This is a genomic window from Streptomyces capitiformicae (assembly GCF_002214185.1).
Classification (GTDB): domain Bacteria; phylum Actinomycetota; class Actinomycetes; order Streptomycetales; family Streptomycetaceae; genus Streptomyces; species Streptomyces capitiformicae.
In genome coordinates this window covers 20,928-34,069 of the sequence record NZ_CP022161.1, presented here as the reverse complement: position 1 = coordinate 34,069, position 13,142 = coordinate 20,928, and the positions used below count along the sequence as shown (strand labels likewise).

General features: G+C 71.1%; 10 protein-coding genes. 5 read left to right on the top strand and 5 right to left on the bottom strand.

Annotation, left to right across the window (positions count from 1 at the left end):
• Positions 1 to 8: 8 nt before the first annotated feature.
• From CES90_RS00120 to CES90_RS00110, 3 genes are all read left to right on the top strand, one after another.
• A complete protein-coding gene (locus CES90_RS00120) occupies positions 9 to 2,387 on the top strand; it encodes a thioester reductase domain-containing protein (protein WP_189782130.1) in 2,379 nt (792 codons plus the stop codon).
• Positions 2,384 to 3,526 carry an alpha/beta fold hydrolase gene (locus CES90_RS00115; RefSeq protein WP_189782131.1) on the top strand — a complete coding sequence of 381 codons (1,143 nt, stop codon included), beginning with the start codon at positions 2,384 to 2,386 and terminating at the stop codon, positions 3,524 to 3,526. Before CES90_RS00120 ends, CES90_RS00115 begins: the two co-directional genes overlap by 4 nt.
• Before the next feature lie 64 nt (positions 3,527 to 3,590).
• A complete protein-coding gene (locus CES90_RS00110; protein ID WP_189782132.1) occupies positions 3,591 to 4,370 on the top strand; it encodes an alpha/beta fold hydrolase in 780 nt (259 codons plus the stop codon).
• Between the two features lie 42 nt (positions 4,371 to 4,412).
• Here CES90_RS00110 and CES90_RS00105 read toward each other — a convergent pair whose 3' ends face one another.
• The 3 genes from CES90_RS00105 to CES90_RS00095 all read right to left on the bottom strand — a co-directional run bounded on the left by CES90_RS00105 (position 4,413) and on the right by CES90_RS00095 (position 9,020).
• Positions 4,413 to 5,204, bottom strand: coding sequence for a hypothetical protein (locus CES90_RS00105; RefSeq protein ID WP_189782133.1), 792 nt, complete (start codon positions 5,202 to 5,204; stop codon positions 4,413 to 4,415).
• A 105-nt stretch (positions 5,205 to 5,309) separates the two neighbouring features.
• On the bottom strand, positions 5,310 to 6,197 hold the full coding sequence (locus CES90_RS00100; protein ID WP_189782134.1) for a Gfo/Idh/MocA family protein: 888 nt from the start codon (positions 6,195 to 6,197) through the stop codon (positions 5,310 to 5,312).
• Between the two features lie 54 nt (positions 6,198 to 6,251).
• Positions 6,252 to 9,020, bottom strand: coding sequence for a SpoIIE family protein phosphatase/ATP-binding protein (locus tag CES90_RS00095; protein ID WP_229913709.1), 2,769 nt, complete (start codon positions 9,018 to 9,020; stop codon positions 6,252 to 6,254).
• 371 nt (positions 9,021 to 9,391) lie between these two features.
• On the opposite strand from CES90_RS00095, the gene CES90_RS00090 reads away from it, so the two are divergent.
• Entirely contained in the window at positions 9,392 to 10,906 is a 1,515-nt protein-coding gene (locus tag CES90_RS00090) for a hypothetical protein (protein ID WP_189782171.1), read from the top strand.
• A 43-nt stretch (positions 10,907 to 10,949) separates the two neighbouring features.
• Here CES90_RS00090 and CES90_RS00085 read toward each other — a convergent pair whose 3' ends face one another.
• Positions 10,950 to 11,414 carry an SRPBCC family protein gene (locus CES90_RS00085; protein WP_189782135.1) on the bottom strand — a complete coding sequence of 155 codons (465 nt, stop codon included), beginning with the start codon at positions 11,412 to 11,414 and terminating at the stop codon, positions 10,950 to 10,952.
• A 147-nt stretch (positions 11,415 to 11,561) separates the two neighbouring features.
• Between CES90_RS00085 and CES90_RS00080 the strand changes: the two genes are divergently transcribed.
• Complete coding sequence (locus CES90_RS00080; protein ID WP_189782136.1) at positions 11,562 to 12,578, top strand: hypothetical protein; 1,017 nt, start codon at positions 11,562 to 11,564, stop codon at positions 12,576 to 12,578.
• Between the two features lie 92 nt (positions 12,579 to 12,670).
• Here CES90_RS00080 and CES90_RS00075 read toward each other — a convergent pair whose 3' ends face one another.
• Positions 12,671 to 13,036, bottom strand: coding sequence for a cupin domain-containing protein (locus CES90_RS00075; protein ID WP_189782137.1), 366 nt, complete (start codon positions 13,034 to 13,036; stop codon positions 12,671 to 12,673).
• Positions 13,037 to 13,142: the final 106 nt, after the last annotated feature.

Below are 13,142 nucleotides of genomic sequence, written 5' to 3'. Positions count from 1 at the left end.
GGGCTCTCATGGGTGACCTGAACGACGACGCGTCGGCGTATGCCGGAGCGCGAGCGACCGCCGAGTCGATCGAGCGGGGCGGCGGCGGGCTGGGTGTGAACGACCTGCTGGCCAAGGTGATGGCCGCGGGCATGCCCGCGCAGACCGCTGCGGGCCCGGAGGCCGTCGCCGACACCGCCCCGGCGGTGGATGTGGCCACCCTGGCCGCCACCATCGCCACCACCGCCGGCCGTTACCTGCCCGGGAAACACCTGTCGCCCGACGCGGACTTCTTCGACGCGGGCGGCACCTCCGTCCACGCTGTGGAACTCGTCGCGGAGCTGGAGCGCGAGCTGGGCATCGAGTTCGACCTGGACGAGGTGTTCGCCGACGCCAGACCGATCAGCCTCGCCCGCCGCTGGGCGGAGGCCACCGGCGCCTCGGTCACCCCCGCGACCACAGCGGCTCCGGCAACCCTCCCGCCGCCGAACACGCTCCCCGCCCCGACCCCCCACACCGCACCCCCATCAACCACCACCACCCATCTCCCCGCCGCCCCCAGCACCCCCTACTCCACCGCCCGCCGCGAGGACCTCGACCAGATCCTCGCCGACCTCGCCCTCGCCGACCGGCTGCCCTTCACCGGCTCGCCCGAGCCACTGCCGCCCCGCCGGATCCTGCTGACCGGAGCCACCGGCTTCCTCGGCAGCCATATGCTCCTGGACCTGCTGCGGCACAGCGACGCCCATGTGTACTGCCTGGTCCGCGCGGCCGACGAGACCGCGGCCGCCACCCGCCTCGGCGAGGCGCTCAAGAGCTACAAGCTGCCCTGGTCCTCGGAGATCCGCCGCCGTATCACGGTCCTGCCCGGCGACATCCGCCGGCCGCACCTCGGCCTGTCCGACGACCTCTGGAACTCCCTCGCCCACGAACTGGACAGCATCGTCGGCGTCGCGGCGGCCGTGGACTTCCTGCGCGGCTACCACTCCCTGCGACAGAGCAACGTCCTCGGCGCCCTGACCCTGGCCGAACTCGCGGCGACCGGCCGGCCCAAACCGCTGCACCACATTTCCTCCGTCGCCGTCTTCAACGAGGTCGGCATCACCGCCATGGGCGAGGACGACCCGCTCGCCCACATCGACCGCCTCATCGCCGGCTACGACCAGTCGAAGTGGGCCGCCGAGGTCGCGCTGCGCCGCGCCCGCGACCACGGCCTCATCGTCACGGCGATGCGCCCCGGCGGCATCGGCGGCCACACCAAGACGGGCGCCTACAACCCGCAGGACCTCAGCAGCGGCTTCCTCTCCGCCTTCGGCCGCTTCCGCACCGTCCCCGCCTTCCACTACCTCAACGCCGCCCCGGTCGACTGGGTGAGCCGAACCGCCGTCGCCGTCGTCTGCGAACCCGACGCCTGGGGCTACGACTACCACCTCACCGGCGTACCCAACACCCTCGACGACGTCGTACGGGACATGGCGTTCGGCGGCATGCACGTGCGCGTCCAGGAGTGGGACGAGTGGCGCACCGACGTCGTGGCCCGCCTCCGGTCCGAAGAGATCCCCGAACTGGCCTTCCTCTCCCGTGTGTTGCAGAGCCCCACCGCCCTCAAGCTCTGCGAGGCCACGATCAAGGGCCCGGCGGCCCTGGACCACCGCACCGCCGCGCTCGTCGAGGCGCTCGGCCTGCCACCGGCCGCCCGCTACGACGCGCGGGCCCAGCTGAAGACGTTCGAGAAGCTCGCGAACGACGGCCTCGGCCGGCTGCCGCAGAAGGACGACCGGCCTTATCTGTGGTTCACCGAGACCACCGAAGGCACCGTCGGCGAGTTCGGCCGCCCCACCGACACCCCCTGCTCGATGGCGCTCACCCTCTCCATCGCGAGCATGCACCAGCTCGTCTCGGAGCGCCGCGTGGACGTGCGCGGCACCCTCACCTGCCCGGCCGTCCACCCCGAGCCGGTCACCGTGGAACGCGGCGACATCGTCGTCCGCCCCGACGAGGGCATCCCCGATCAGCACGGCCTGCGCCACCAACTCCTCAGCTACCGCCTGGAGTTGGTCGACGCCGACGGGGGCCGCTGGTGGCTGGACGGCCGCAAGTACGCCCGCGCGCGCCGCGACGTGTGGCGGCAGACCCGTGCCCTGACCGTCGAGATCGGCCGCGAGGGCGAGTCGGCGATCCTCACGGGCGAGGTCGTCGTCCCGGCGGACTCGTATGTACGCGACCAGATCGACGGCATCAAGGTCGACCCGCGCCTGACCAGCCAGGAGAAGCGGGCCGCCAAGCTGACCTGGCTCGCCTGGTTCGGCATGGAGATGGGCCGCGGTCTGCTCGGCCCCTTCGCCCGCGTCGCCGCGGACCTGCTCGACCTGCGCCGCACCACCACCCCCACGGAGCGCAACCGATGATCTTCCGGACGACCAATCCCAGAACCACCACCCGGCCGGCGCTCCGCAGGGTCAGGACCGGCGCGGCCCTGCGCCCCCTCCAGCACCGCCTCGACCCGGCACGCGTGGAGGAGATCCCCTTCCGCGCCGCCGACGGCGTACGCCTCGGTCTGACCCGGATCGACAGCGGCGACCGGGACCGCCCGGCCGTACTGATCCTGCACGGTCACACCGTGTCCGCCGACATGTTCCTGCTGCCCGAGACCCGCAACCTCGTCGACGTCCTCCTCGACGACGGCTACGAGCCCTGGCTGCTGGACTGGCGCGGCAGCTGCCGGCTGCCCTACAACGAGACCGGCCGGAAGTACACGTACGACGACGTCGCCCTGTACGACATACCCGAGGCCGTCAACCACATCCGCCGCCGCATCGGCGACCGCCCGCTCTTCGTGGTCGCCCACTGCATCGGCGCCCTCTGCCTGTCGCTGAGCATGACGGCGGGTCTTGTGCCGGGGCTCGCGGGCGTGGTCTCGCAGGGGGTGTTCCTGACGCCGAGGCTCGCCGGGAGCACCTCTCTGCGCATGTCGGTGGCGGCGGAACTGCTGAAGTCCCGTATCGACCACATCCCGGTCGACTTCCGCAAGGTCGGCCTGTGGTCCAAGTACACGCCGCTGTTCGCCCTCGCCTCCCGCAAGGCGAGCTGTCCGGACCCGACCTGCCAGATCCTGCACAACTCGGCCTGGGGCTCGGGCGCCTCCCTCTTCGTTCACGAGCATCTGTCCGAGGCCACCCACAAGCGCCTCGCGGACCTCTTCGGGCCCGCCCCGCTGTGGATCCTGCCGCACCTGCGCCGTATCGAGCTGGCCCGAAGCGTGGTCCGCTGGCACGACACCGACCACCGCTACCGGGCCCTGCCGCCCAACGCGCTGGACGCGGCCGCCCGTATCGACACCCCCGTCCTGCTGCTCGCCGGCAGCGAGAACGGACTGTGGCTGGACTCCCAGGAGCTCTGCCGCGACATCCTCGCCCGGCGCCAGCCGCAGCTGGACGTGGAGTACATCGAGATCCCCGGCTACGGACACCTCGACACGTTCCTCGGCCGGGGCGCCGCCGTCGACGTGTTCGGCCACATCCTTGATTTCCTCGGTGAACGACGGTGACGCGGGGCTGACCCGCCGGTTACCGTACCGATCAGTAACCGGAGCGCACAGCCAGGAGGCCCCCATGCCGCAGCTCGAAGTCGACGGCGCGAGCCTGACGTACGACGACGAGGGCCCCCGCGACGGCGGCGGTGTGCCCCTGGTCTTCGTCCACGGCTGGACGGCGAACCGGCACCGCTGGGACCACCAGATGGCGCACTTCTCCGAGAAGCGCCGGGTGGTACGGCTCGACCTGCGCGGGCACGGCGAGAGCGGCGTCGCCGGGGTGCGGACGATCGAGGAGCTGGCGAGGGACGTCCTCGCCCTCCTCGATCATCTGAAGATCGAACGGTTCGTCCTCGTCGGCCACTCCATGGGCGGCATGATCTCCCAGCTCATCGCCCTGTCCCACCCCGACCGGGTGGAACGCATGGTCCTGGTCGACTCGATCAGCCGCATGACCTACAACCGCGGCCGGGGCCTGCTCATGGCGGCCTCCACCCTCGTCCCCTTCAATCTCTTCATCGCCGCCAACATCCAGCGCGCCTTCGCCCCCGGCTACCCCCGCGAGGAGGTCCGCAGGTACATCCGGGCCTCCGCCGCCACCCCGCGCGAGGTCGTCATGACCCTCTACAACGCCATGCGCGCCTTCGACGTCCTCGACCGCGTCGGCGAGATCCGCACCCCCACGCTGATCGTGCACGGCTACCACGACATCCAGCTGCCCGTCTCCCAGATGCTCCGGATGGCCAAGGCCTTCCCGGACGCCGAGGTCCGCATCCTGGACGCCGGCCACGAGCTCCCGGTGGAGAAGCCGGCCGAACTCACCAGCACACTCGACCGGTTCCTCACCGAACGGTCATGAGATCGGTCATGAGGTCGGTCATGAGGTCGGTCATGAGGTCGGTCATGAGGTCGCCTCGCTCGTCGGCGGCTTCCCCCGGCCCAGCGGAGCACCGGGAGACCGGAGCCACTTGAGCACGGCCCCCACGACCGCCCGCGTCCGCGACAGCCGGCCGATGTCCTCTGCGAGCGACAGGGCCGCGCCCGTCCACGCGAAACCGAAGGACCACACCGACAGCCACTCGCACAGATACAGCGGCGTGATCAGCCAGTCGTCGCCGATGTCGGTGGCCGCCGCCGCGATGGCCAGCGCGACGAACACGAGGATCAGCACACCGGCGACGAGATAGGGACGCCGTACGTACGACCGTTCCTTGATGCCTGGGGCCCGGTACATGAGGAGGCAGAAGACGGCCATCGAGATCAACAGAAGCGCGGCGAACACGAAGTGGAGCACGGCGACCGGCGATTCGGTCGCGTCGGCGCCGGGAGGCGCGGTCGGGAAGAGGGCGACGCCGACGGCGCAGCAGCCGGCGACCGTGCCCATGACGTCGTTGAGTTTGTTGAAGCGGTAGATGATCAGGAAGATGCCGAGCGCGCACAGGGCGCCGACGAAGATGTCACGTGTGCTCGTGTAGTACGCGCCGCTCATGGAACCGGGCCAGGCATCGGCTCCCGTACGGCCGTCCAGCCGTGCCGCCATCCAGTTGCCGAGCGGCAGCGCCAGGGGAAGGAGGACGCCGATGACGCCGACCCCCAGGCGCAGCCGCATGACCGTGCGCGCGTCCTGATCCCGCTGTGCCGCCACCACCCTGTCCCGCAGGGGCACGGTGACGGCCCCGTCCTTTCCGCTCACGAGCACCTCCTCACCGAAACGCGCGAGGCGAAGGTGTGCCCGCCACCGGTCGATGTCCGGTAACGGCCGGACGCAAACCCGAACGCGGCAGATGAGTTGGGCGTGTCAGCCGGTCAACTGGCCTTCCGCGGCGGCGAGTACCTCCGTCACCCGCAGAGCGAACGCCGCGTCGCACGGATGCGGGAGACCGGTGCGTACGGCGGCCAACAGCGCGTCGCCCGCCCGGACGAGGGCGGATACGGCACCGTCGGAGGACGCGGGCAGCAGAGTCGTCCCGGTCCGGCCGTACAGCTCCGCGGTGGCCCCGGAGGCCGCGGGCGGGGCGGTCAGACTGAGTGTCACGGTGCTGGACGCCCCGCCGACGTGCCGAAGGACCAGGTGGACCGTGTCCTCGGGCCCGCGCACGGCGGCGGCGACCTTCTCGACGTCCCCGAGCACCGGCAGCAGCACCGACAGGGCATGCGGGCCGACGTCCCAGAGGGCCCCCTTCTCCCGCCGCCACGGCGACGCCGCGAAGGGGCTGTCGCTGTCACCGTCGAACAGCGAGCCGAGCCACTGCGCGCGGGCGGTGAACCAGCCCGCGCCGTCGGCGTGTTCGGTGATCCACGCGTCAACGGCGGGCTGGAAACGGGCGGTGAAGAACACCACGGACGCGACACCGGCCGCCGTGACCGCCTCGACCACGGCCCGCCCCTGCTCGACATCCGTGGCGAGCGGCTTGTCGAGCAGCAGATGACAGCCCGCCCGCGCGGCCCGCACCGCGAGGGGCGCCTGAACGGCGGGCGGCAGGGCCACGGCGACCGCGTCCACATCGGCGAACAGCGCGTCGGCGTCCTCGTACACAGGCAGTCCGCCGTGCTTGTCGGCGAGCGCCTTGGCCGCCTCCGGACGCCTGCCCCACACCCCCGCGAAGTCCAGCTCCGTGTGCGCGCTCAGCGCTGGGGCATAGGCCATCTCGGCCCACGGTCCTGTTCCGAGCAGTCCGATACGCATGCCGCGGTCCTCTCCTTACGCGTCGTGGGCCGGGTCCCTCAGTCCCTCAGTCCCTCAGGACACAGCCTGTTCGGTCCAGATCGTCTTGCCGGTGGGAGAGTAACGAGTGCCCCAGCGCTGGGTGAGCTGGGCGATGAGATACAGGCCGCGCCCGCCCTCGTCGGTCGTCGCCGCGTACCGCAGATGGGGCGAGGTGTGGCTGCTGTCGGTGACCTCGCAGATCAGGTTGCGGTCATGGATGAGACGGACACAGATGGGCCCGCCGCCGTACCGGATCGCGTTGGTGACCAGTTCGCTGAGGATCAGTTCGGTGGTGAACTCCAGCTCCTGAAGGCCCCATTCGGCCAGCTGCCGGGTGGCGTCGGCGCGGGCCTGGGCGACGGCCGCCGGGTCGCCGGGCACCTCCCACTCGACGACACGATCGGAGTCGAGGGCGCGGGTGCGGGCGACGATCAGGGCGATGTCGTCGCTCGTCCGGCGCGGCGGCAGCGCGTCCAGCACCGCCTGACAGGTCCCCTGCGGTGAGGTGTCGGCCCCGGCGAGCGCGGTGCGCAGCAGTTCGAGCCCGTCGTCGATGTCCCGCTCCCGGTCCTCGACGAGCCCGTCGGTGTACAGGACCAGACGGCTGCCCTCGGCCAGGTCGAGCTCAGCCGTCTCGAACGGCAGACCGCCGAGCCCGAGCGGCGGACCGGCCGGTATGTCGGGGAACTCGACACCGCCGTCGGGGCGGGCCACCGCGAGCGGCGGATGGCCGGCCCGGGCCACGGTGCAGCACCGCGACACCGGGTCATAGATCGCGTACAGGCAGGTGGCACCGGTGATCGGGGCGGTGCCGTCCTCCGCCTCGTCCTGGTCGATACGGCTGACCATCTCGTCGAGGAGCCCGAGGATCTCGTCCGGCGGCAGATCCAGGGCGGTGAAGTTGTGGACCGCGGTGCGCAGCCGCCCCATCGTGGCCGCCGCGTGCAGACCGTGGCCGACGACATCGCCCACGACGACCGCGACCCGGCTGCCCGACAGCGGCAGTACGTCGAACCAGTCGCCGCCCACCCCGGCCTGCGCGGGCAGATACCGGTAGGCGACGTCCAGGGCGCTCTGCTCGGGGAGGCTGCGGGGCAGCAGACTGCGCTGAAGCGTCACGGCCATGGTGTGCTCGCGCGTGTAGCGCCGCGCGTTGTCGATGGAGACCGCGGCCCGGGCGACGAGTTCCTCGGCGAGCGCCAGCTCCTCCCGGTCGAACGGCTCGGGCTTGTCCGACCGCCAGAAGTTGGCGACACCCATCACCAGCGGCCCCACCCGCAACGGCACGGTGATGAGGGAGTGGATGCCGTACTCGACGACCTGCGCCGACCGTTCGAGATCCTGCGCACGCCACCCGGGCGATCTGGCGAGGTCGACCTCCAGGATCGACTGTCCGCTCTCGATGCTGCGGGCCTGCGGAGAGGAGGCGACGAGGTCGATCCTCTCGCCCACCTTGTACAGCGGCGCGTCCTTGCGGATCCCGCTGAACGCCGTACGGCGCAGCGTCATCACCGTCTCCGGTTCGTCACCACTGAGCGCCGCCGGGGCCAGGTCCACCGTGACGAAGTCCGCGAACCGGGGGACGGCCACCTCCGCCAGCTCCTCGGCGGTACGGGTCACGTCCAGGCTGGTGCCGACCCCCACCCCGGCGTCGTAGAGCAGCTTCAGGCGCTCCCGTGCCGCCTCCGCCCGGCCGGACAGGGCGCGCAGCTCGGTGGAGTCGCGGACCGTGGCGACGCTGCCGGAGGGCTCGCCCTGCAGATCGGTGGGCCGCTGGTTGACTGCGAGCAGCCGGTCGCCGACCAGGTGCACCTCGTCGTTGGCGACGCGCCCCGAGGCCAGCAGCTCGGCCATGTGCGGCTCCAGCCCGAGCCCGGCGACGTCCTGCCCCTGGGCGTCCGCGGGCAGGTCCAGCAGACGGTGCGCCTCGTCGTTGGCGAGCAGCAGCCGTCCCCCGCCGCCGACGATGATCACGCCCTCCCGTACGGCGTGCAGGACGGCGTCGTGGTGCTCGTACATGCGGGTCATCTCGGACGGGCCGAGGCCATGGGTCTGCCGCATGAGCCGCTTGCTGACCAGCGCCGTCCCCGCCGTGGAGAGGGCGAGAGCGGCGGCCCCGGCGCCGAGCAGAAGGGGCAGCTGCCGGTCCGCCGCCCCGCCCACGTTCTCGGTCGTGATCCCGGCCGAGACCAGGCCCACGACCGAACCGTCGGGCGCCTTGATCGGCACCACCGCCTGGACCAGCGGCCCGAGCGTCCCGACGATCTCCTCGGTGAAGGACTTCCCGGCCAGCGCCGGCTCGAGGGTGCCGACGAACTTCTTGCCTATGCGGTCCGGCTTGGGGTGGGTGTAGCGGATCCCGTCGGTGTTCAGCACGACGACGAAGTCCACCTTGGACCGGATCCTCGCGGCCTCGGCCCTCGGCTGGAGCACCGCCGACGGATCGGGGGCGCTCAGCGCCTCCCGGGTGCCGGGCGCGTTGGCGAACGTCTCGGCCACCGCGAGGGAACGGTTGTGCGCTTCCTTGGTGCTGTCGTTCCGAACCTGCAGGACCAGCGCCACCACGGCCGACGCGATCAGCACCAGCACGATCACGACCTGTAGCAGGAACACCTGCCCGGCGACACTGCGCCCGCTCAGCGCCGACCGCAGCCCCGCGAGCGGGCGCCACCCGGGCTCCCGCCCCCCGCCGTCCACGGATGCGTGCGCCAGGCGCCGGACGCGGCTGTCCCGGCTGTGCGCGCGCTGAGCAGGGGGACGACGGGCCGATGGAATGCGAGATCGACCCAGGAGACGGACCATGTGCCCATGTCTACACTGCCCCGCGCCAGGAGGCGAGAGGGGGTCACGCACTGTGACAGCCGGTGCGGTCGGCCGTACGGCGGCGCAGCCCCCGCGAGCGCCCCGCGGGCGCTGTGAGCCTCGGCCGTCATCACGTGGTCACAAATGGTCATCGATCCCTTCTCGAACACGGGAACGAGCTGTCTCCGTATCGGGTTTGGGCCGTACACTGACAATTCGTAGGCATGCGGGTGTAGTTGACGGGGGGATCCGACATGTCCGGAGACCAATTCGGCCAGTACGGCAGAGATCAGTTCGGTAGAGATCAGTTCGGTAGGGACCAGTTCGGCAGGGACCAGGACGGCTGGAGCCAGAGCTTCGTCGCGCCGCCGATGCCGACGGCACCGCCCCCCGCTCCGGCCGACGTGTGGCGCGCGGTCGGCGTGGGCTTGCTCAACCTCAGCGGTCTCGGCCTAGGTTACGCCCTCATCCGCCGCCCCTTCCTGACGCTGGCGTGCTGGGTGGCCACCGGAATCCTGCTGTTCGTGGCGCTGCCGGCCGACCCGGACGGAGTGTCGGGCACGACCCTCACCGTCTACGGCCTGTTCCTCGTCCTCGCCGCCCTCCACGGCGCCCTGCTGGGCCTGCGCTCCCGCCTGGTGTGGCCTGCCCGGTCCCCGCTCGCGATCGTGCTCGGCGTCCTGCTCCTCGGCGTACCGGTCGTGGGCGGTCTGCTGTACGAGAGCGCGCGGAACGAAGCCGTCGAGGAGATGCTCCTGGACCGCCTGGAGACGGCGGACAACCTCGTGAAGAAGGCCTCCGGCCAGTCGTTCGACTCAACCCGGTCCGAGTACGGCCGCGCCCTGAGCGCCTACGACGCCCTCACCACCGACCACCCCGGCTCCCGGGCGGCCGAGCAGGTCCCGGACCGGCTGAAGAACTTCTACACGACGGTCGGCGCCCCCTACGAGGAGCAGGAGTACTGCGCGGCGATCGCGCCCCTCGAATACCTGCGTGACGTCCCGCAGACCGTCAGCGAGAAGGACCTCGGCTCCCTGGCCACCTGGCCCGACGAGCGGCTCGCCACCTCCCTGTACGAGTGCGGCTCCGAGGGCCTCGCGGGCCGTCAGGCCGGCTGGACGGCCAACTTCACCAAACTCCTCGACGAGTTCCCGGACTCGGAGCAGGTGGCGCAGGTCGAACCCGACGTCAAGGCCGCCGTCGACGAGGCGATCAAGGCCGTGGGCGGTGACGACCCGTGCGGCGCGGTGGAGCAGCTGGAGTCCCTCAGCAGCCAGGTCAAGGAACTGCCCGGGGAGAAGGCGGGCATAGACAAGGCCCTCACCGAGAACACCGGACGTGCCGACACCTCCGCCTCCACCGGCGTCTACGCCTGTGGCGTGGACCAGTACAAGGACGGTGACTTCGCCGCGGCGGTGACCTCGATGAACAAGTTCGTCGGCGCCAACAAGAACCACAAGAACGCGGCCCTCGCCAAGAAGATCGCGATCGCCGCCGAGGTCGCCCAGGAGGTCCCGGAGGCGGGTAAGAAGCTGCCCACGACGCGTTCCGGCGGCAGCATCACCGTCACCGTCAAGAACGACAGCCCCGACGACATCCAGGTCATGTACACCGGTCCCGTGACCGGCAGCTTCTCCCTGAAGGGCTGCGGCAGCTGCACCAGCTACGACTGGAGCCGCACGCTGGACCCCAACTTCCAGCCGTGCAGCGGCAGTAAGAACTACCCCCAGAAGACGATCAGCCTGCCCGTCGGCACCACGTACTTCCTCCACAAGCCGAAGGGCGACAGCCGCTCCAGCCCGGCCTCGGACACCGCCAAGCTCCAGTCCGGTTACATCTACACAGAGTGCGCCTACACGACCACGGGCTTCGGCGTGGACTCCTGATCCCCGTGGTAGGGCGGCCGGGTGGCGGGTCGGCCGGGGCGGCTCAGACCCTGCGGCCCTCCACCCACGCCGCGACGTCGTCGAGGTCCTTCGCGATCGCCTTGCTCACGGAGCGGACGCCGACACCGCCCAGGACCTTGGCGAACAGACCCGCGACCGCACCGGACGGCACGGCCGTGAACGTCATCCGCACCGTCGTCGAGGTGGGCCCGTCCGCCCGCAACTCCCACTCCGAGACGTAGTGGCTGCCGTGGGACTCGGCCTCCACCACATACCGTTCGGGCGGCTCGCTGACGGTCACCCACATCTCCTCGGTGGCGTCCTTGCCGAACATACGCCGGGTCTCCCGCCACCGGGCGCCCTCCCCGAAGCCCCCCTCCGTGAGGACCTCCACCTTTGTCACACCGCTCAGCATCCGCGCCATACCGCCGAGGTCCGTGAGGGCCTCCCACACGGGCCCCTGCGCAGCGGCGACCCGCCGCTCGACGACGACACTTCTGCTGGTCATGCCACCCATGAAACCACCGGGCTCCGACAACCGCCCCACGACGGCGGCCGGCCCGGCCCCGAAGCCGCATGGAAGGGATCCGGCGGCGGGTACGTACCCTCCACCCCCGACCCCGACGCGCCACGCACCACGACAGAGGAGAAGCCGATGACCGAACGCCCCGACGGCGCCCCGGCCCAGCCCGAGCCGCAGGATCAGCCGTCCGCGCCCCCGGCCTGGCCTCCAAGACAGCCCGGTGTCGAGACCCAGCAGCCGGCTCAGCCCCCGCACCAGACGCCGACGCAGCCCCAACTCCCCGCATCGGTACAGCCGCAGCCGCAGCCGCAGCCGCAGCCGCAGCCGCAGCCGCAGGCACAGCCCCAGACACCACAGGCCCAGCCGACACCGAGCGCCTATCCCTACCCCAGCCCCCAGTCACCGGCCGGCTACGGCCCTCCGGTCGCCCCGATACCCCACCAGCAGAACCCCTACGGCCAGCCGCCCGGCGGCTACCCGCTCGCGCCCACCCCGCCCGCGGCGGCCGGCGGCGCCGGCCGCGCCGTACTGTGGGCGGTGCTGGGCGCGGTGGTCGCCTCCGCGGCGTGGGCCGGCGGAGTCTTCCTCCTGGGCGGCGACGACACCGAGGCGGACCTGCGCGGATACCAGGCCAAGGCCAACCTCTGCTCCTCGGTGGACTACTCGTCGTTCAAGGACGAGTACCCGGAGGAGGACACGGCTCCCGTGGACAACGCCCTGGAGCACGAGGCCCTCGACCAGAACTACTGCAGCATCTCCCTCAAGACGTCCTCCGCCTCCACCATCTCCGACGCCTACTTCTCGGTCCAGATGGAGCTCCACAAGAAGACCGACCCAGGGCCCGAGTTCACCGCCCTGTGGTCCGAGTACGACCAGCGCTACGACGACTACGACGTGGAGAAGGTCACCGGCTTCGGCGACGAGGCGTATCTCGTCACCGAGGACAGCACGTCCGGCGACGACACCAGCGGCAGCCGGTCGGCCACCCTCGCGGTGCGCGACGGCTGGATGACGTACGAGATGCGCTGGAGCGCCTACGGCTCCACCTACGACGACGTGTCGATGCCGGAGGTGGACGAGGTCGTGGGCTGGCTGAAGGAGGACACCACCTCGACGCTGGAGAACCTCAAGTCCATCGACGGGGTGTGACGGCAGCGGGAACCAACACAGGAAAGACAGGGCCGGGGGCGGGGCGAGAACGCCGCCGCCTCCCTGCCCTGTCACCCTCACCTCGGCCTCGGTCAGTCGCTCTGCGCCTTGGCGTACCCCTGTGCCATGGGTCCCGCGAAGTCGTACACCACGCACTGCTCGTCACCCACGACCCACGCGTCGTGCCCGGGCGGGCACACGAAGACGTCGCCGGGCCCGACCTCGCTCTCACCGCCTTCGTCCATGACGATGTGCAGGCGTCCTTGGACGACGTACCCGTCGTGGTGGACCTGGCAGCTCTTCGTGCCGGCGATGGGGGCCACGGATTCCGACCAGCGCCAGCCGGGTTCGAAGGTGGCCACCGCGAAGTCGAGCCCGGTGAGGTGGACGGCCTCAAGGTGGCCGCGCGGGAAGTCCCGCCGCTCGTCCGGCTTCTCGACCGTCTTGATCTCCAGCATGATGGCTCCTTCCGTTCCGACCCACTCCTCCATCGTCCGCCTGTCAAGCCGGGGCCGCCAACCGGGGGGACCGGTGTCGCCGGAGGTGCCGGGGTGGTGGCCGGAG

Excerpts from the sequence above, each read along its gene's own strand:
- CES90_RS00120 (WP_189782130.1), top strand. The coding sequence starts at position 9 with ATGGGTGACCTGAACGACGACGCGTCGGCGTATGCCGGAGCGCGAGCG.
- CES90_RS00115 (WP_189782131.1), top strand. The coding sequence starts at position 2,384 with ATGATCTTCCGGACGACCAATCCCAGAACCACCACCCGGCCGGCGCTC.
- CES90_RS00110 (WP_189782132.1), top strand. The coding sequence starts at position 3,591 with ATGCCGCAGCTCGAAGTCGACGGCGCGAGCCTGACGTACGACGACGAG.
- CES90_RS00100 (WP_189782134.1), bottom strand. The coding sequence starts at position 6,197 with ATGCGTATCGGACTGCTCGGAACAGGACCGTGGGCCGAGATGGCCTAT.
- CES90_RS00095 (WP_229913709.1), bottom strand. The coding sequence starts at position 9,020 with ATGGTCCGTCTCCTGGGTCGATCTCGCATTCCATCGGCCCGTCGTCCC.
- CES90_RS00090 (WP_189782171.1), top strand. The coding sequence starts at position 9,392 with ATGCCGACGGCACCGCCCCCCGCTCCGGCCGACGTGTGGCGCGCGGTC.
- CES90_RS00085 (WP_189782135.1), bottom strand. The coding sequence starts at position 11,414 with ATGACCAGCAGAAGTGTCGTCGTCGAGCGGCGGGTCGCCGCTGCGCAG.
- CES90_RS00080 (WP_189782136.1), top strand. The coding sequence starts at position 11,562 with ATGACCGAACGCCCCGACGGCGCCCCGGCCCAGCCCGAGCCGCAGGAT.
- CES90_RS00075 (WP_189782137.1), bottom strand. The coding sequence starts at position 13,036 with ATGCTGGAGATCAAGACGGTCGAGAAGCCGGACGAGCGGCGGGACTTC.